The 18,383-nt window shown below is 61.1% G+C and carries 13 protein-coding genes, 2 tRNA genes and 1 pseudogene; 6 read left to right on the top strand and 10 right to left on the bottom strand.

Translation table 11 applies throughout. From position 1 onward, the window contains the following. Positions 1-170: 170 nt before the first annotated feature. Genes fdnG through fdhE form a run of 4 tightly spaced genes read left to right on the top strand, consistent with a single transcriptional unit; the run spans position 171 to position 5,836 of the window. The gene (gene fdnG, locus AACL53_RS14025; RefSeq protein WP_339085149.1) at positions 171-3,245 is read left to right on the top strand and encodes a formate dehydrogenase-N subunit alpha; all 3,075 of its coding nucleotides are present in this window, start codon (positions 171-173) and stop codon (positions 3,243-3,245) included. Between the two features lie 11 nt (positions 3,246-3,256). Further along, entirely contained in the window at positions 3,257-4,225 is a 969-nt protein-coding gene (gene fdxH, locus AACL53_RS14030) for a formate dehydrogenase subunit beta (protein WP_339085150.1), read from the top strand. Further along, positions 4,222-4,896 (top strand): formate dehydrogenase subunit gamma, encoded by a 675-nt coding sequence (locus tag AACL53_RS14035; protein ID WP_339085151.1) that lies wholly within the window; start codon positions 4,222-4,224, stop codon positions 4,894-4,896. Before fdxH ends, AACL53_RS14035 begins: the two co-directional genes overlap by 4 nt. Positions 4,897-4,906: 10 nt before the next feature. Continuing rightward, positions 4,907-5,836, top strand: a complete 930-nt coding sequence (fdhE, locus tag AACL53_RS14040; protein WP_339085152.1) for a formate dehydrogenase accessory protein FdhE — start codon at positions 4,907-4,909, stop codon at positions 5,834-5,836. 7 nt (positions 5,837-5,843) lie between these two features. Here the strand turns inward: fdhE and AACL53_RS14045 are convergent, their stop codons facing one another. Continuing rightward, the gene (locus tag AACL53_RS14045; RefSeq protein WP_339085153.1) at positions 5,844-6,911 is read right to left on the bottom strand and encodes a permease; all 1,068 of its coding nucleotides are present in this window, start codon (positions 6,909-6,911) and stop codon (positions 5,844-5,846) included. A 157-nt stretch (positions 6,912-7,068) separates the two neighbouring features. Between AACL53_RS14045 and selD the strand changes: the two genes are divergently transcribed. Then, positions 7,069-8,115 (top strand): selenide, water dikinase SelD, encoded by a 1,047-nt coding sequence (gene selD, locus AACL53_RS14050; protein WP_339085154.1) that lies wholly within the window; start codon positions 7,069-7,071, stop codon positions 8,113-8,115. Positions 8,116-8,170: 55 nt separating this feature from the next. Here selD and AACL53_RS14055 read toward each other — a convergent pair. From AACL53_RS14055 to AACL53_RS14095, 9 genes and pseudogenes are all read right to left on the bottom strand, one after another. Beyond that, positions 8,171-8,266, bottom strand: a tRNA-Sec gene (locus tag AACL53_RS14055). 117 nt (positions 8,267-8,383) lie between these two features. Next, positions 8,384-10,216: pseudogene (selB, locus tag AACL53_RS14060) on the bottom strand (selenocysteine-specific translation elongation factor); the annotation flags it as partial. 5 nt (positions 10,217-10,221) lie between these two features. Beyond that, positions 10,222-11,655 (bottom strand): L-seryl-tRNA(Sec) selenium transferase, encoded by a 1,434-nt coding sequence (gene selA, locus AACL53_RS14065; RefSeq protein ID WP_339085155.1) that lies wholly within the window; start codon positions 11,653-11,655, stop codon positions 10,222-10,224. 54 nt (positions 11,656-11,709) lie between these two features. Continuing rightward, the gene (locus AACL53_RS14070; RefSeq protein ID WP_339085156.1) at positions 11,710-12,252 is read right to left on the bottom strand and encodes a DsbA family protein; all 543 of its coding nucleotides are present in this window, start codon (positions 12,250-12,252) and stop codon (positions 11,710-11,712) included. Positions 12,253-12,420: 168 nt separating this feature from the next. After that, the gene (locus AACL53_RS14075; protein ID WP_339085157.1) at positions 12,421-13,446 is read right to left on the bottom strand and encodes a lysylphosphatidylglycerol synthase domain-containing protein; all 1,026 of its coding nucleotides are present in this window, start codon (positions 13,444-13,446) and stop codon (positions 12,421-12,423) included. Beyond that, positions 13,443-14,651 carry a bacteriohopanetetrol glucosamine biosynthesis glycosyltransferase HpnI gene (gene hpnI, locus AACL53_RS14080; RefSeq protein ID WP_339085158.1) on the bottom strand — a complete coding sequence of 403 codons (1,209 nt, stop codon included), beginning with the start codon at positions 14,649-14,651 and terminating at the stop codon, positions 13,443-13,445. Before hpnI ends, AACL53_RS14075 begins: the two co-directional genes overlap by 4 nt. 95 nt (positions 14,652-14,746) lie before the next feature. Beyond that, positions 14,747-15,595, bottom strand: a complete 849-nt coding sequence (gene hpnK / locus AACL53_RS14085; protein ID WP_339085159.1) for a hopanoid biosynthesis-associated protein HpnK — start codon at positions 15,593-15,595, stop codon at positions 14,747-14,749. Between the two features lie 14 nt (positions 15,596-15,609). Continuing rightward, on the bottom strand, positions 15,610-16,914 hold the full coding sequence (locus tag AACL53_RS14090; protein WP_339085160.1) for an NAD(P)/FAD-dependent oxidoreductase: 1,305 nt from the start codon (positions 16,912-16,914) through the stop codon (positions 15,610-15,612). Between the two features lie 196 nt (positions 16,915-17,110). Further along, positions 17,111-17,195 (bottom strand) — tRNA-Leu (locus tag AACL53_RS14095). Between the two features lie 250 nt (positions 17,196-17,445). Here AACL53_RS14095 and sseA point away from each other — a divergent pair. After that, positions 17,446-18,309: a 3-mercaptopyruvate sulfurtransferase gene (gene sseA / locus AACL53_RS14100; protein WP_339085161.1), complete on the top strand. Its 864-nt coding sequence runs from the start codon at positions 17,446-17,448 to the stop codon at positions 18,307-18,309. Positions 18,310-18,383: the final 74 nt, after the last annotated feature.

The raw sequence follows: 18,383 nt of genomic DNA on the forward strand, positions 1-18,383 counted from the left end.
CGGATCCGCGAGCGTCCGGCCTCCTCCCGGCGGCGGGTCGAGTAATTTGGCAGATGTCGAAAGTTTTAGGTAAGGCCCCGAGGGCACTAGAAGTTTTTCAGCAACCTTCACCGTTTCTGGTATGTTGTTCATGCACGACGGCGTTTACACGCATGAGACGGAGTGCCGGCATGACTCTGACACGCAGAGGCTTCATCAAGCTGTCGGGCGCGACACTCGCGTCATCAAGCTTGAGCGCGATGGGTTTTGGGGGCTGTGGCGCTGCGCTTGCCGAGTCCGTCCGGCCCTACAAGCTCGCCGCGGCCCAAGAGACGCGTAATACTTGCACCTACTGCTCGGTCGCCTGCGGCATCCTGATCTACACCTCGGGCGACGGCGCCAAGAACGCGCACTCCAACATCATGCACATCGAGGGCGATCCGGATCACCCGGTGAACCGGGGTACACTTTGCCCCAAAGGTTCAGCCCTCCTCGACGTGGTGCATTCGCCCGGCCGGCTCCAGGTTCCAAAGTATCGCGCGCCGGGAAGCAACGAGTTCAAGGAAGTCACCTGGGATTTCGCGCTAGATCGCATTGCCCGGCTGATGAAGGACGACCGCGACGCCAATTTCATCGCGAAGAACGAGAAGGGCACGACCGTCAACCGGTGGCTTACGACCGGCATGCTGGCGGCCTCGGCCACGACCAACGAAACGGCGCTGCTGACATGGAAGGTGGCTCGCGCGTTCGGGATGGTCGTCTTCGACAATCAGGCGCGTGTCTGACACGCGCCGACGGTAGCCAGTCTGGCTCCAACATACGGCCGCGGTGCAATGACCAACACTTGGCAGGATATCAAGAATGCCAATCTGGTCCTCGTCATGGGCGGCAACGCGGCCGAAGCGCATCCGTGCGGATTCAAGTGGGTCATCGAAGCAAAGATCGAGAACGCGGCCAAGCTTGTCGTCGTAGATCCTCGCTTTACGCGTACGACCGCCGTCGCGGATTACCATGCACCGATCCGGCCTGGAACGGACATCGCGTTCCTGTCCGGCGTCATCCGGTACCTGTTGGACACAGACCAGGTTCAGCATGAGTACGTTCGAGCCTTCACTACCGCCAGTCTGATCGTCAAAGAGGGCTACAGCTTCCAGGACGGCCTCTTCAACGGTTACGATGCCGAGACGCACAGCTACGATAAAACAGATTGGGATTACGAGCTCGACGATCAAGGCTTCGCGAAAGTCGACGACACGTGGGAAAATCCGCGTTGCGTCATCAATCTCATGCGCCGCCACGTCGACCGTTACACGCCGGAGATGGTGTCGCGGATCTGCGGCACGCCGATCGATAAATATCTGCATATTTGCGAGATGATCGCGGCGACGTGCGTTCCCGACAAGGCGATGACGAGCCTCTTCGCGCTTGGCTGGACGCAACACACTGTCGGCTCGCAGAACATCCGCACGATGGCGATGATCCAGCTTCTGCTCGGCAACATCGGCGTTGCGGGCGGCGGCATGAATGCTCTGCGTGGCCATTCCAACATTCAGGGACTTACCGACGTCGGGCTTTTGTCCAACCAGATGCCCGGATACCTGACGATGCCGAAAGATGCGGAAGTTACATTCGACGACTACATGAAGACGCGGCAGTTCAAGCCGCTGCGTCCAAAACAGATGAGTTATTGGCAGAACTACCGCAAGTTTTTCGTCAGCTTCCAGAAGACCATGTTCGGCGAGGCCGCGCGCGTCGAAAACAATTGGGCTTACGACTGGCTGCCGAAGCTCAATGTCCCGATGTATGACATCATTAGAGCCTTCGAGATGATGGTCCATGGCGAGATCAACGGCTACATCTGCCAGGGCTTCAATCCGCTACAGGCGTTTCCCGAAAAAAACAAAATCCGGCGCGGACTGAGCAAGCTCAAATATCTCATCGTGATGGATCCGCTCGACACCGAGACGGCGCGCTTCTGGGAAGACGTCGGGCCGCTCAATCCATCCGACCCGTCCAAAATTCCGACGGAAGTTTTCCAGTTACCGACGTCATGCTTCGCCGAAGATGACGGCTCGCTCGTCAACTCCGCGCGCTGGCTGCAGTGGCACTGGAAAGCCGCCCCATCTCCTGCCCAGGCAAAGACCGACATTTGGATCATGTCCGCCATCTTCCACCGCATTCGCGAGCTTTATAAAAAAGAAGGCGGCGCTTTCGCTGATCCTATTCTCAATCTCTCGTGGAAATACACCGATCCTGTCGACCCGAGCCCTGACGAACTGGCGAAGGACTTGAACGGCAAAGCGCTCGCCGACATCAAGGATGAATCCGGTGCTGTCGTGCTCAAAGCGGGCCAGCAGCTCGACGGCTTCGGCCAGCTTCGGGACGACGGCACGACGGAATGCGGTTGTTGGATCTTCTCGGGTTGCTACACCCAGAAGGGCAACATGATGGCTCGCCGCGACACCTATGATCCGCGGGACCAAGGCATCACGCCGGATTGGGCTTGGGCTTGGCCAGCCAACCGGCGCATTCTCTACAATCGCGCCAGCGCCGACGTTGCAGGCAATCCGTGGAACCCGGGCAAGCCCATTATCCAGTGGAACGGCAGCCGGTGGGTCGGCATCGACGTGCCCGATTACGGGCCGACGATCCCGCCATCGGAAGGCGTCGGCCCCTTCATCATGAACTCCGAGGGCACGGCCCGTTTCTTCGCTCTCGATCAGATGGTGGACGGTCCCTTCCCCGAGCACTACGAGCCGATGGAATCGCCCGTGGAAAATCTGCTGCATCCCAAGGTTCAGAATAATCCAGCGGTTCGGGTGTTCCCGGATGATCGCGCCGACTTTGGATCAGCAGCAGACTTCCCATACGTGGGAACCACCTACCGGCTGACCGAGCACTTCCACTATTGGACGAAGCACGCGTTGATCAACGCGATCCTGCAGCCGCAGGAATTCATCGAGATCGGCGAAGTGCTGGCAAATGAAAAAGGTATCGCGAACGGTGGCTGGGTTCGCGTGAGTTCGAAGCGTGGATACATGATCTGCAAGGCTTTGGTGACCAAGCGCATCAAGCCGATGACCGTTGCGGGCAAGCCCGTGCATGTCATCGGAGTTCCGATCCACTGGGGCTTCACGGGCCTGACGAAAAAGGGCTACGGCGCCAACATACTGACGCCGTCGGTCGGCGACGCAAACACCCAGACGCCCGAATTCAAAGTGTTTCTCGTGAATGTCGAGCCAAGCAACGGTCCCGAAGTCGCCTAACGGAGTAGCCGATGACGAATTATCAATCGCAGAACTACGTCCGGATCTCGGCGACGACGATTACACCGCCGGCTGCGCGTGATTATCAAGCGGAGATGGCAAAGCTCATCGATGTAACCCGGTGCATCGGCTGCAAGGCGTGCCAAGCAGCGTGCATGGAATGGAACAACCTCAGAGAGCCCGTCGGGACGTTTCATGGCACGTTGAAAAATCCCATGGATCTCGATCCTGAAACGTGGACGCTCATGCACTTCACGGAATGGGAGAACGAAAAAGGCGATCTCGAATGGCTGATCCGGAAGGACGGCTGCATGCATTGCGAAGACCCCGGTTGCCTGAAGGCCTGCCCGGCGCCCGGCGCAATCGTTCAGTACGAGAACGGCATCGTCGACTTCATCAGCGAGAACTGCATCGGCTGCGGGTATTGCTTGAAGGGATGTCCCTTCAATATTCCGCGCATCAGCGAGGTGGATCTCAAGTCGTATAAATGTACGCTGTGCTCCGATCGCGTGGCCGTCAACTTGGAGCCTGCGTGCGTGAAGGCATGCCCGACCGGGGCGATCCTCTTCGGTACGAAGCAGAACATGACCGACTGGGCCGGCGAGCGGGTCGAAGATCTCAAGTCACGCGGATATGAAAATGCCGGTCTTTACGATCCGCCCGGAGTTGGCGGTACGCACGTGATGTACGTCCTGCACCACGCCAATACGCCGTCTATCTACGCCGGGCTGCCCGACAATCCGACGATCAGCCCGACGGTCGAATTCTGGAAGGGTCTCATCAAGCCGGTGGCGCTGGCCGGCGTTGCGGCCGCTGCTGTCGCCGGCTTCATGCATTGGGTCATCGCGGGTCCAAATGAAGTGGAGTCCGAAGACGAAGAAGCCGCCAAGCGTCTCATCGAGGCAAAGACAAAGACGCCGCCACCGCCGGAAGCGGGAGGGAAGCCGCGCCGGCCAGAGCCAGTGGAGCCTCAGGTATGACCAGACCGCCCGGCGCTTTGACACGAAACGATACCGCGACGCGGATCAACCATTGGATCACGGCCGCGTGCTTCATACTCCTGACTCTGTCGGGTCTTTCGATGTTCGATCCGCTGCTCTACTGGATGTCGGCTTTTTTCGGCAGCGGTCAATGGGCGCGCGGTGCACATCCCTGGATCGGAATCGTTCTGGTCGTCAGCTACACCGGCCTCGTCATCCAATTCTGGCGCGACAATCTCTGGAACAGGGACGATATCGCGTGGATGAAGGCGATCGATCGTGTTCTCGCCAATGACGAGAAAGATGTTCCGGAAGTCGGGCGTTTCAACGCCGGTCAGAAGTTCGTCTTCTGGTCGATGGCGCTGCTAATTCCCATCCTCCTCATAACGGGCCTGATCATTTGGCAAACTTATTTCTGGACATGGACGTCGATCCCGACTCAACGTGCCGCCCTGCTCATTCATTCGTTGTGCGCGATCGCCGCGATCCTTATCTGGATCGTACACGTCTACGCCGCTATATGGGTACGCGGATCGATGCGGGCGATGACCCAAGGCTATGTGACGCCCGGCTGGGCTTGGCGTCATCATCGCAAATGGTTTCGTTCGTTAGTGGCTACGGGCTCCAACGGGCCGAGGCCGAATGTCGTAACGCGAGAGACGCGCGAATGAGGTTGCGTTCATGAGGCAAGGTGGAGCGCCGCCAACAGGCAAGTGGATCGGTAACCCGCAGGGCGGCGTCAAAACTCCCGAAGCGTTGTTCCTGCCCGATCCCACGACGCGCTTTTCCGCAACCGCTCATCGTCTGCGGGCGCTGTCGACCGATCATCCCATGGCCGAATGGTTGACGTTCATGGCCGATCTTTCGGATGCGCAACACATCGCGGTGACGACGCTCGCGCCGATGCCACCCATCGACCGTTCACTGATCGACCGCTCGGTGGCGGGGCGCATTCCGCCACTCGCCGCAGACGGGCATCACCGCAATGCGGCGTGGCGCGACGGTCTCGCGCTCATTCTCGATGCGCTCGAAGGATGTTCGCTTCCGGCGCCCGCGCGCGAGACGATTACCAAAGTGCGCAGCTCGACGACCGAGACGATCGAAGATCTGGCCGATGGCTTCCTTCGCGATACCGTCCGCGGCACCGACGCCGGTTCGGCTCTCTACGTCGCAGCGGCGCTTCAAGTTTATTTCACGCTGCTTGCCGGGTCGCTCGACGCTTCGGCGCTGCGGCTGCTGCCACAGCGGGGGCTTTGCCCGTGCTGCGGCTCGACGGCCGTTTCGGGAATGATCACCGCATCAGGAGACGCGCCCGGAATTCGTTACCTCTATTGTTCGCTGTGCTCGACGGCCTGGAACCACGTGCGCGCGATATGCATCACCTGCGAGAGTTCCCGCAAAGTCTCGCTCAAGGAGATCGAGGGCGGCCCCGGCGTCGTCAAAGCAGAGACCTGCGACGACTGCCAGACGTACGCGAAAATGATTTATCAGATGAAGGACACGAAGGCCGATCCTTACGCCGACGACCTCGCGACGCTCGGGCTCGACATCATGGTCTCCGAAGCGGGCTGGGCACGGCACGCGCCCAATCCGATGCTGCTCATCGGGTAGATCGATCTTATAGTTTGAGACCGGCGGCGATCAGTCCGGCAACGACGCCAAACACCACGACCCCGCCTGCCACAATAAGAAGCGTCTGCCAGCGGAACGATCCGCTGACCATCGCGAGCGACGGCAGGCTCACCGGCGGCAGCGTCAACAATAGGGCCGCTGCGGGTCCCGCGCCCATTCCGAGCGCGAGCATCGCTTGAACGATCGGCACCTCACCTGCCGTCGGGATCACGAACAGCATTCCGGCGGCCGCGAATGCCACGATCCAGCCGATGTTGTTGTCGACGGCGGGGCCGATCTCGGGAAATAGCCAAGCGCGGGCTGCTCCGAGCAGCAAGACCAGGATAATGTATTCCGGGATCAGGCGCACCGACATGCGCACGAAAATTTCGATCCAGCGGACGAACGCGTTCGGCCCGGCCGCTCCCGATGTCTGCGACTTTGCTGTCACCTCCGCAATTCGCGCTTCGGCTGCTGCAGCCTCGTTCGGTGTCACCATCAGATTGACGAGGTAGCCCAGGCCGAACACCATCGGCACTCCCAAAAGGATGCGTAACGCTGTCCAATTCCAGCCGAGGACAAAACCCATGAACACGAGCGTCGCGGGATTGAGCACCGTATTGCCGAGCCAAAAGGCGATCGCGGCGCCGGGAGATGCCTGACGCTCGCGCATCCCGACGACCACTGGCGCTGCACAGCACGTGCACATCATGCTCGGCACCGAGAGCATTCCGGCGACCGCGACGGTACCGAAGTTCGTTTTGCCCAGCACGCGCGCCATCCAATCAGCCGGCAGCAGTGCCTGGATCGCCGAGCCGAGCAAAAGGCCAAGCACCATGGCCTGCCAGATGGCTTTGCCGTAAGCCAAGGCGTACCCGAACGCCGCGTCCCATGATGGTGCGGGCGGCGCGGCTGCCGTTCCCATCAGTATTGAACTTCCGATCGAATGGTTCGCCGCGGCGACGAAAGCGCGGTTATAGTATGGAAACCATTTTACGTAGAAAAGCCCGACGACTGCCAACGTCAGGAAGATGATCCACCTCAGCGTCATCTCGGATTGGCGAGTGGCGTTCATCCATTCCTCCAACTGACATTCGGTTGGCAATGCGGGTGATGCATTTCTGACGTAGCGTATACGGATCGTCCACCTATATCCCGGCATGAGGCAAACAGATTTGAGTTGTATTCGGTTTCCTCCTGATAAATCTGCGCTTCGCAACGAGGCATGAAATATGCTGAGCACTGCAATTCGCTTGACTGATCTGGCGCATGGCGGCGGCTGCGGCTGCAAGCTCGCTCCTTCCGTCCTCCAGCAGTTGCTGGCCGGGCAGCCGGTGGCTGGCCCCTTTTCGCAACTGCTCGTCGGAACGGAAACAGGCGACGACGCTGCCGTCTGGCGTATCGACGACGATCAATGCGTTATCGCAACGACCGATTTTTTCATGCCCATGGTCGATGACGAGCGCGACTTCGGCCGCATCGCCGCGGCCAATGCCATTTCCGACGTCTACGCCATGGGCGGGCGGCCGATCATGGCGCTGGCGATCCTCGGAATGCCGCTCGACAAGCTTCCCGTCGAGACCGTGCGTGAGATCCTTGCTGGCGGCGCGTCGGTTTGTGCGGAAGCTGGAATTCCCGTCGCGGGCGGCCACTCGATCGACACGCCGGAGCCGATCTATGGGCTGGCGGTGATCGGCCTCGCCAAGCATCAAAACGTCCGCCGGAATTCCGGCGCGATGCCGGGAGATGCGATCATCCTGACGAAGGGGATCGGCGTCGGCATCTATTCGGCGGCTTTCAAGAAGCGCTCGCTGCCCGCGGATGCCTACGCCGAAATGATGGCGTCGACGACCTTATTGAACCGCATCGGCCAAACGCTCGGCGAGCTTCCGTCTGTGCACGCGATGACTGACGTGACCGGCTTCGGACTTCTCGGACATGCTCTCGAGATGGCGCGCGGGAGCGGCGTCAGCATCGATATCGCGTATGACCGCATTCCATTTCTATCGTCCGCTGAAGCCCTGGCGGAAGCCGGGTTCGCGACGGGCGCGTCGGCGCGCAACTGGGCAAGCTATGGGCACGAGGTTGTTTTGCCGGCGAGCCTGCCGGCGACCGGACGAACGCTGCTGAGCGATCCGCAGACGTCGGGCGGCCTGCTGATCGCATGCGCCGACGAGCACGCCGAAGATATCCGCAGCTCGATCGAAGAAGCCGGTTATCCATCGGCGCGCATCATCGGCATGGTCAGAACCGGCGAACCGCGGATCAATATTTTCTAGGGCGATTGCCGCCACGATTTGGGGCGCGGGTCACGGGTGCTCTTTTCGGCAATGTTGGCGAAGGCGAGTGGGAGTCGAACCCACCTGGGGCAGGCTCGCTGCCCCACTCGGATTTGAAGTCCGAACGCCCCACCGGGGACGCTTCGCCTCCGTGCACGTCAGCCGACGAAAGCACGACACTTCCAAACAAGTCCAGCCGATGCTCATTCATGCGCCGGAGATCGCCCTTGCGCAGCGTCACGCCATGCCGGTCCAGGAACTCCAAGATCTGGATCGCGACCTTGCGCCCGTTGTCGAGGCGGTCGCGGAGGTCGGCGGCGTTGAACGATTTATTTTCCGCCCGCGCCTCTATGCCAGCCGCGATGGCCACGATTTCGCGGATGCTGCCTCGCAGGAAGAAGTGGTCGTGCGCGACCTCGTCGACCCATCCCAGCCGTCCTGCGAGTTTCAGCAGGCGGCGAACGTCACGCTCAGGGTTTCCCGTCGCCGCCGCGATATCGCGCACGCGCGGCGGGCGAAAGCGCTCATCGCCCCCGAGAAGCTCAGCGGTCGCAATCCAGGCCGCCTCGTCGCCGGGTGCGAGCCGCACACTATGGGACGTGAGGCGAACGAATGCGCCGTCGAGTGCGATGCCGCCCGCTTCCGACAATTTCTGAAGTGCCACTGCGAATGATGTCTTGCCGAGGCGCGGCTGCAGCATAAGGCGAAGCTGTTCGCGTCCGATGCCCTGGAGGTCGGGGTTCGCGGCGTGATATTCCGTGACCGTCTCGCTTAGGCTCTGGGCAAACAACTTCCACCGAAGCGGCGACAGCGCCGTCAGGGCATCACGGGTTTCCAGGATCGTCAGTCCGAGGTTGGAAGCGAGCCGTCCCATTTGCACGCTGGAAAGCCCCCGGTCGCGCGCGAACGCTGCGAGATCGACAGAAAACGGCGCCACCTCAAGTAACGCCGATAACGACGCCGGGGGATCATCGATCTTCAGTGCTTCGCGTTGCGCCTGCCGCTCCGGCGTTCGCCGCTTTCGGGACGGCGCACGGAGGTCGATAAACTTGCCGCCGCCGATGGTCCGTTGCGCGGAGACATCGCGTACCACGAAGCGATCATGCACACCTGCGGCGATCGGCTGATCGAGAACGAGTTGGACGTGGGCTGCGGCTCCGGGCTCAAGATATTTGTCGTCGAGCAGAACGATACGCGCACCGACTTCGGTCGCCGCGTGATGCAAACGCACAGGAAACCATTGTCCAATCGACTTTTGTTCCGATGGCAACACCCGCAACACCGCGTCGATGCGATCGGTCGGCGCGTGAAGTGCCAGATCGAGCACGACGTCACCGCGATGAATTGCATCCTTGGAGATATCCGCTCCGCTCAGGTTGAGCGCACTGCGGTCGCCGGCTTTTGCGAACTCGGCGGGTGTGTTTTGAGCATGTATCGAACGCACACGCGCCGGTAATCCCGAAGGACTGAGTTGCACCTGATCGCCGACGCGCACCATTCCAGAGAGAACGGTGCCGGTTACGACAACGCCCACGCCGGGCAATGTGAAAACGCGGTCGACCGCGAGGCGAAAGCAACCCTCCGCCGATCGCGCGTAGATCACCGAGGCCGCTGCAATAAGATATTTTCGCAGTTCATCGATGCCCTGTCCGGTGATGGCCGAGACGGCCATGACATCGGCCTTCGCGAACGCCGTATCGGCAATCGCATCTTTGATCTGACCCGTGACTTCGGCGATGCGCTCGCGGCTCGCGAGATCAGCTTTCGTCACAACAGCGAAGCCCTGGCTGATGCCGAGGAGATCGAGGATCGCAAGATGTTCGAGCGTCTGCGGTTTGATCCCGTCGTCGGCGGCGACCGTGAGCAGAGCGAAGTCGATGCCGCTTGCGCCCGCGAGCATCGTATGCACGAAGCGCTCGTGGCCGGGGACATCGATAAAGCCGAGGATTTGACCTTCCGGCGATGGCAGATATGCGAAGCCGAGATCGATCGTGATCCCGCGCGCCTTTTCCTCCTTCAGGCGGTCGCCGTCGACGCCGGTCAGCGCTTTGACCAGCGCCGTCTTTCCGTGATCGATGTGGCCAGCTGTGCCGATGATCATCTGTTTTATCGGCTGCGTTGCCCGTTCCCGGATTGGGCCGGGGCGCTGCGGTCGAGTTCATTCAAAGCAGATAGAAATGCTGCTTCATCGGTCAAGCATCTAAGATCGAGAATGAGGGCGCCGTCGTCCAGTCTGCCGATGACGGGGCGAGACAAGCCGCGCAACGCGGCCGCCAGGTGCTCGAGCGCACCGCCACCGGCATTCGATGCGACGGCGAGGCCGGCGCTCGATATCGTATCGAGCGGCAGCGCACCTGAGCCGATCTGGCTTTCGCATTCGCAAACATCCACGGTGAAGGCTCGTCCGACCGCGCGCCGCACATCGGGCAGCAGACGCCGCGCTTGGTCTTCGATTTCAGAATGAGTGCGCGCGAGCAGACGGAGCGTCGGCAAGCGTTCGGCAAGGCGATCCGGGTCGCGATAAAGTTTCAGCGTCGCTTCTATCGCCGCGAGGCGGATCTTGTCGACGCGCAGCGCGCGTTTCATGGGGTTGCGGTTGATCGCTTCGATGAGGGCGCGCTTGCCCACGATGAACCCCGCTTGCGGGCCACCGAGAAGCTTGTCGCCCGAGAACGTGACTACGTCCGGGCCTTGCGCGACGGCCTCGCGCACCGTCGGCTCCTTCTGCAGGCCATACCGGGACAAATCCACGAGCGTGCCCGATCCGAGGTCATTCATCAGCGCGACGTTTGCCTCCCGTGCAATGCGGGCGAGCTCTGCGCCGCCGACTTCGGACGTAAATCCGAGAATGCGATAGTTCGAGGTGTGGACCTTCAGAATGACGCCGGTCGCTTCGGTAAGCGCGGCCGTATAGTCCTTCATATGCGTGCGGTTGGTGGTTCCGACTTCGACGAGCATTACGCCCGCTCTGGCCATGATGTCGGGCATGCGGAAAGCGCCGCCGATCTCGATCAACTCCCCCCGGGAGACAATGGCTTCGCGTCCGCCCGCAAGGGTGTTGAGCGCGAGAAGAACGGCGGCCGCATTGTTGTTGACGACGGTTGCATCTTCGGCACCGGTCAACGCGCAGAGAAGCTCTCTCACGTGATCATCGCGTTCGCCGCGTTTGCCGGCCGCCAAGTCAAATTCCAGAGCGACCGGTTCTCGCATCGCTTCGACTGCGGCCTCGATCGCGGATTCGGCGAGCACCGCGCGCCCGAGGTTCGTATGGAGCACGGTGCCTGTGAGATTGAAGAGCGGGCGCAGACCGGAGCGATCCTCGTCCGCGAGACGCGCAAGCGCCAAGGTCGCCACCTGTTCGACCGTCGGGACGACGGATGAGCCGGATTTGAGGGCAACCCGCGCTTCCGTCAGCACGCTGCGGATCGCCTCGGTCGAGGCGGCGCGGCCGAAGCGCTCCACGAGCGTTGCGGCGGTCACGCTATCCAGAACGGAATCGACGGAAGGTAATAGGCGGAGTGCTGCATTCGAAATTTCCACTTGGACCTCAAGGGAAAAGATTCAACATCCGCCCGCCGTCACGTCATCACGCCGTCAGCCGTCGAGCCCGAAGCGGCGGGAGGCGGAGGCTTCCAAGGCCGCGACGATGGCTTCGACATCCCGCGGGCCATCGAAGCGCTGCCCATTAACGAACAAGCACGGTGTTCCGTTCACGCCACTGCGAACGCCACCGCGAAAATCTCGCTTGATATGATCGGCATAGCGGCCGGCGAATGCCTGTTGGACGGCGTTATTGCTCAACCCAACTGCACTAGCGTCAACCAGCAGGTCGTCATCCGCGAGCGCCATTTGGTTCTCGAAGAGAATATCGTGCATGTCCCAAAAGCGGTCGATCGCGCCGGCGGCTTCAGCAATTTCGGCCGCGTGCAGTGCGTGCGGGTGAAGCCGTGTAAGCGGGAAATGCCGGTAGACGAACCGCAGTTCGTCGCCCATGGCCTCTTGCACCGCCTTGATGACCGAATAGGCGTCGCCGCAGTAGGGACACTCGAAATCACCGTATTCAACCAAGGTCATTGGCGCATTCGGCGAACCTTCGATGTGATCTTCGCCGGAAACCGGTACAGATAATTGGCCCATGATTGCCTCTCATATGCCAACGTTCAGCGGACTGCCCTTATGGGCAGTAAAGCGCTTTCGCTACCGCAAGACAACAGAGCACCCGCGCCTAACACGCGGTTCACAGATCCACGGCAATTCGGGGATCGATCCCCCACCGTTAACGACTTTCCGTCGGTGGCGAGCGCGCTATTCGCGGGAGGCCGCAAGGCGGCCTTGCCACAGGCGTTTGCCTTCCGCGAAATGCCAGGCCAGGAGACCAGGGACGCCGGAGGTGATCTCGCGGGCACGTTTCAGCAGCGATAGGGCAAGAGCGACATCGGGGCCCAGTCCGAACAGCGCGCCGACCACGACATAGCCGCCCTCCTGCACACCCGCAGCCCAAGGAACGATGAAGGCCGCCGTTCGAAGCGCGAAGACCAGGCTTTCAAGCGCAAGGACGTCTCCCGCCGAAAGCGTATGGTTCATGAACCAAAGAGCTATCCACGTTTCGGCGGCGCCCGCGAGCCAGCCCAGCAGGTGCAGGAAGGTCGACGCGATCACCGCCCCCTTCTTGCGATAGATCGCCTGGACGGCTGCGTGAATGCTGTCGCTGTCGGATAGCCCTTCCCAGGCGCGCGTGAAGCCAAGCTTTGCGGGCAATGTTTCGAGAAAGAGTATCAGACCCTTGTTCTGCGCGATGAGGAATCCGACAACCGCGATGGTTGCGATGCAGAGTCCGGCGGCCGCCCACCAGGCCGCCTGTTCATCCGGATGGTAGAGAAAGAGCAATGCCAGCCCCATGAACGTGTAGATGAGCTGGCTCAGCATCTCCGTCGTCATGTCGGTAATGGTCGTCGCGGCCGCAACGTTCACCCGCAGGCCGTGCTTGGTCAATTCCCGGGCGCCAGCAGCCTCGCCTGCTCCGGGGATGATGGCGAGCAGGTTGCCGACGCTGTCGCGGACCCAGCGCGCCCAGAGGAATAGCAGACCGCTGTGCGCCGTATGGTTCTCGACGAGCAGCACGCGCCAAGCCCACGCGCAGAGCACGAGCGAGGCGAGATAGGCCGTGAGGATTGCCGCCATGCCGCGCCAGCCTGCCGTCGCCATTGCGTCCCAGACACCGGAGATGCCGAAATAAACGACGAGGCAAATCGCGACAGCTATTCCCGCCATCGCGGCGATGAAGAACGCGATGCGCGAGCCGGAAGGACCCGAGACCGGCTCGGCGGTCATCGCTTGTCTCCGAGCGATACGGCCGCGCGATCAGAGCCGGCGGAGCCAGCGTTACGACCGTCGGCGATGAGCTTACGGAAGGTTTCGTACGTGAAGATATTCTTCCCCCAGCGCACTTTGTTGCCGAAAAGGCCGAAAGCCCAAGCGAAGAAACAGACGCACTCGCGCAACGGGACCAGCCAAGGCTTAGGCGGCGTGTTCATCCGGAAGCTTTGGCGAACTTGGTAATGGAGCGCGATGCGAAGCACGATCTCCAAGCCGATGATCGAAAGTCCAACGATGGACGGCCACGGAAGCAGCAGAACGACAAGCAACGGCAGCGGCCAGGTGATGACCGACATGAAATGATCGGCCGGGCGGCAGAAGCGCTCCATCCGCTGCCACAGGATTTCGTGGCGGAACAACTCGCTGAAACTCTTCTCCGCGACGATGGTGTCGCAACAATAGGATGACAGAACGACCTCGTAGCCGCGTTGAGCCGTGAGGTTTCCAAGCGCGAAGTCGTCGGGGAAGAAATTGGAGAGATGATCGAAGCCGCCGAACGAGTCGAGAGCCTCGCGGCGAACGCTGGCCATCGCGAACGCGAAATCGATACCGCGAAGCCCGACGTCTACCAGCACCGATGGCGCGAACCAGTCGCTGATATTGAGGGTTCCGAAATCGGCGGCTGCGGCTCCTCCGTAGGGAAGGCCTTTATAGATGGACGCAACCGCGCCCACCTTCGGATTGACGAACGGAGCGGCCATCGACGCGATGCAATTTCTGTCGACGCGAAGGTCAGCGTCGGCGACGAGCAAAATGTCGTAGCGCGCGGCCCTGTAAATGTTGGCGAGGTTGGACGCCCGCGGATTGGGTCCGACGAGATTTGCATCGATTACGAGCCTGAGATTGCGACCCGGAAACTCGGCGATCAGGCGCTTGACGACCGCGACGGCCGGATCCGTCTCCGAGTGCGCGCCGAAAATGACCTCGTACTCCGGCCAATCCTGATCGCAGAACGTGCGAAGGCAATCGTAAAGGAATGGCTGGGAGCCGTGGACAGGCTTCAACACCGAAACGGGTGGGCGCCATCCATCCACCGAGGCCGGACGTTCACGGAAGCGCCGCGTGAAATACAGCGCGAGCACAAGGTAGGCCAAGGCCGCAAGACCCAGGATGATACCGGCGATCACCGCGGGATTGAGGACCACGATTGGCAAGTGCATGCGGCAGAAGTCTCCCCAGGCGATGAGATTAGGCGGCTAACGCGCGGCGACGATTATTTCCGGTCGGCGTAGCACATGCTGCAGCTTTCGACACCTCAGGCCGTGAAGGCTGCTCTGAACGTCAGAGGCTGCAACCCAAGGGCTGCAACTTTGGCGCGGACAACCGGGCTGACGAGCCCGCTGTATTCCTCGGCAGAGCCGTAGGTTTGCGGCTGATTTTCCATGCGCATCGCGGGGTGCGCGTAAAGCTCCGTCACGCCATCGGGCAGGTGGTCGAGGTAGGCGAGGATGCGCTTTTCGGTCATGGCGCCCGTGTCGTTCACGCCGAAGATGTGATCGTTGAGCGCCAACCCTGCGCTCTTAAGCTTTCGACGCATCCTCGACGTCAGACTGGCGTAGAGCGCCCAGTTGAAGAGCCGCCGAACAGGTTTGTCGGCGCCCGCTTCCCACGATGGCCAAAACGGCTCGACCGGATATCGAACCGGCGGCGATCCGTAACGCGGTGCGAACTTCGCGATTGCGTCCGTCACGGCCGGGTGCATGTGGAAATGGTGATGGCCATTGATGTGATCCATCACGAGGCCGGTGCTTTCGAAACGCTGGAACTGCGCTTCGATCTCGGCTTCGGCCTGGCGCCGCATCTCGCCCGAGAAGTACAGATTGAAGCCGAATAGCTCAGGGTTATTCGAGAAGCATCCGTCGCGATCGACGAGCAGCGGTATCTTTTCGGGCGGCAGGACCGGACGGCTATCCACCAAATGGATGTGCAGGCCGACGCCGAGGTTCGGCAGGCGTTTCGCGCGTTCGACGGCATCGGAAAATGCATCGCCTCCGCACATCAAGCTCGTTGCCGAGAGAATTCCGTCGCTGTGAGATGCTTCGATGCCGTCGTTGACGGGGATCGACATTCCGAAGTCGTCGGCCGTCACGATCAATGATTTCATGCGGCGGCCTCCACTCATCCGGTCAGCGCTTCGACCGTAGTTAACGCCGAGCTAATCGAATCTTCCATGCCAACATAATCCCATAGTCCATACCGGCCGATGGGATGAATTCCTGCCGCATTCAGCCGCGAGAGAATGTCGCGCACGAGCTGATCGCGTTCCGGCGTGTGATGAACGTAAGCGCAGCGGATCACATGCGCCACCGTGCAGACGATGTCTTCGCTTTTCACCCATCCGAGTTTTTCAAGCGCCGCGATGACGTCGGTCTGAAGCTTGCTTGCGATGTCGGTGCGGTCAATATCCTCGCCCGGCACGCCGACCTCGACGTACACGGCGTTATAGCCGTTCGAGCACATGGCCGGGCTGATGTTCGAATAGCAGCCGAACCGATAGAATGGGATGTCGCGGTCGGGCACATAGACCCAATGCGCGTCCTTGAGTGCGCCCGGCAATTTTCCGCGAACGCCGAAGTTGAAGCTGATGGTTGAGCTGTGGCTCAGCTGTTCGGCGGCAGCCATCAACTGCGGGTCCCGCGTCAGCTTGCAGAGCGCCTTGAGAGGAATGCTTGGCAGCATGTTTTCCCATTCGACGCTACGCCCAGCGCTCGTCGTGACCATGCGGCGTTCGAGATCGATGCCGATAATCTCTTCGTTCGTCGCGACGCTCTTCAGGCCCTGGGCAAGGCCGCGCGTCAGAACATCGATGCCGCCGCGCTTCGGATACCAGAACGTCGAGTTGTATTCGGCGGTCTCCACTGCTTCGTTCGCGAACCCGGCGCGGATACGCCGTTCGTCCGGCTGCGGGAAAAACCTTTTGACGGCGCCGATCGAGAGACGGCTGAGCGGCGTCGCCATCGTCTTCTCGTTTTGCGGAATGAGAAACCGATCGGCAACGGCCTGGCCGAAGCCTGAAACGATGAACTCGCGAAAGCCTTCGATTTTGCCGCCGGCTGCGGGTCTCTCGTCGTAGGACGTCTCACACTCTTTGCGCAGCTCGTCCGGCAGTTCGCCGAGGTGATATTGGATGGGCGCATCGACGAGGCGGCCGCCCGCGAAGAAATAGGACTTCCTCTCGACCGTCTCCCAGTCATCATCGTTCAAATGCGCGTGGGGAATCTGCGACGGCGACGGAAAGCGGCGAAGATGAAGAAAGTGGCCGGTGTAGTCGAAGCAGAAGTCCTCGACTTGTGTTGTGCGCGTCAGGCCGCCGACAGCGGGGCAGCGCTCCAGCAACAGGTAATCGCCGCCGCTCTCCTGCAGAGCCTGAGCTGCGGCGAGGCCCGAGATGCCTCCCCCGGCTACGAGCCATTTCCGAGACATCTCAGTCAGTATCCGAAGTTGTTGGTCCGAGACTGGCGCCGACGCGAGGCTTCAAACGAGAGCGACCTTCGCGTTTGCGTAATGGGGCGGCAGAACGGGCTCCCTTTAGATGCGCAGCAGCAAATCTGCAAGCGTGCAACGCGCAGGCCGAAGCAATCGCAGAAAGGTGGCGCTTTTCAGCGCGCAAAAGAAAAGCTGGTGCGGGCGGAGGGATTTGAACCCCCACGACTTGCGTCGTTCGGACCTAAACCGAGTGCGTCTACCAGTTCCGCCACGCCCGCACATGCTTCCAACCATCGGTCTTTCCCCCGGCGGCCGGTTACGAAGGGCGTCTCATACTGAAAACCGCATCCGAAAACAACGCGTAAACCGATAGGCCCCAATGCGCAGATGCCGCAAAATGCGCCAGCGGCCTGCCTTGCCACGAGTCCTGCTCCAATTCGCCGCTTCAACTTGCGGGCGGGCCCAGATTTGCCTATGTGCTTCAGGCCGCAAAACAAAGCCATGATCAGCAAACCGTGGGAAATTTCCTTGCCTGTGACAGCGAAGAACTGGATCGTCGAGACGGATTGGCTCGCTGAGCACCTCTCCTCGCCCGATTTGATCATCCTCGACGGCAGTTGGCACCTTCCGACTGCCAATCGCGACGCGAAGAAAGAGTATCTCGCCGAGCACATTCCCGGCGCCTTATTCTTCGACATCGACGACCTGTCGGACGAAAAGTCGCCGCTTCCCCACATGCTTCCGTCGACCGTGAAATTCGCGTCGCGGATGAAGAAGATGGGGATCGGCGACGGCGCCCGCATCGTGGTTTACGATACGACCGGCATTTTTTCGGCCGCCCGCGTGTGGTGGACGTTCCGCGCCATGGGGCATCGCGACGTCGCCGTGTTGAACGGGGGCTTGCGCAAATGGAAGGCCGAAGGGCGGCCGCTCGAGGATGGGCCGCCGCCGAAGCGATCGGAACGGCATTATTCACCGCTTCAGAACACCGAGATCATTCGCGACCTCGACGATATGAAGGCGCTGCTGAAGAAGAACGGCGTCCAAGTCGTCGACGCACGTCCCGCGGGGCGTTTCGAAGGCACCGAGGCCGAGCCGCGTCCCGGCTTGCGTCAGGGGCACATTCCCGGTTCGAAGAACATTCCCTCGCAGCAGCTTCTGAACTCAGACGGCACGTATAAGTCGGCGGAAGAGATCGTCACGCTCTTCAAGAATGTCGGCATCGATGTTTCGAAGCCCGTGGTGACGACGTGCGGATCGGGCGTGACGGCTTCGATGCTGGCGCTCGCGCTTGCCGTCGTCGGCCAGACGAACGCGTCCGTCTATGACGGCAGCTGGGCGGAATGGGGCCAGGAGAATGGCCTCCCCATCGAAACCGGACCCGCGAAGTAACGTTGGTCCAAACGAGACGCGCGTCGCGCCCATCGGCGTCTGATGCGCGTCTGCCACCTATTCCCCACAATATC

The organism is Hyphomicrobium sp. ghe19, from assembly GCF_902712875.1.
Lineage (GTDB): Bacteria > Pseudomonadota > Alphaproteobacteria > Rhizobiales > Hyphomicrobiaceae > Hyphomicrobium_B.

Excerpts from the sequence above, each read along its gene's own strand:
- fdxH (WP_339085150.1), top strand. The coding sequence starts at position 3,257 with ATGACGAATTATCAATCGCAGAACTACGTCCGGATCTCGGCGACGACG.
- AACL53_RS14035 (WP_339085151.1), top strand. The coding sequence starts at position 4,222 with ATGACCAGACCGCCCGGCGCTTTGACACGAAACGATACCGCGACGCGG.
- fdhE (WP_339085152.1), top strand. The coding sequence starts at position 4,907 with ATGAGGCAAGGTGGAGCGCCGCCAACAGGCAAGTGGATCGGTAACCCG.
- AACL53_RS14045 (WP_339085153.1), bottom strand. The coding sequence starts at position 6,911 with ATGAACGCCACTCGCCAATCCGAGATGACGCTGAGGTGGATCATCTTC.
- selD (WP_339085154.1), top strand. The coding sequence starts at position 7,069 with ATGCTGAGCACTGCAATTCGCTTGACTGATCTGGCGCATGGCGGCGGC.
- AACL53_RS14070 (WP_339085156.1), bottom strand. The coding sequence starts at position 12,252 with ATGGGCCAATTATCTGTACCGGTTTCCGGCGAAGATCACATCGAAGGT.
- AACL53_RS14075 (WP_339085157.1), bottom strand. The coding sequence starts at position 13,446 with ATGACCGCCGAGCCGGTCTCGGGTCCTTCCGGCTCGCGCATCGCGTTC.
- hpnI (WP_339085158.1), bottom strand. The coding sequence starts at position 14,651 with ATGCACTTGCCAATCGTGGTCCTCAATCCCGCGGTGATCGCCGGTATC.
- hpnK (WP_339085159.1), bottom strand. The coding sequence starts at position 15,595 with ATGAAATCATTGATCGTGACGGCCGACGACTTCGGAATGTCGATCCCC.
- AACL53_RS14090 (WP_339085160.1), bottom strand. The coding sequence starts at position 16,914 with ATGTCTCGGAAATGGCTCGTAGCCGGGGGAGGCATCTCGGGCCTCGCC.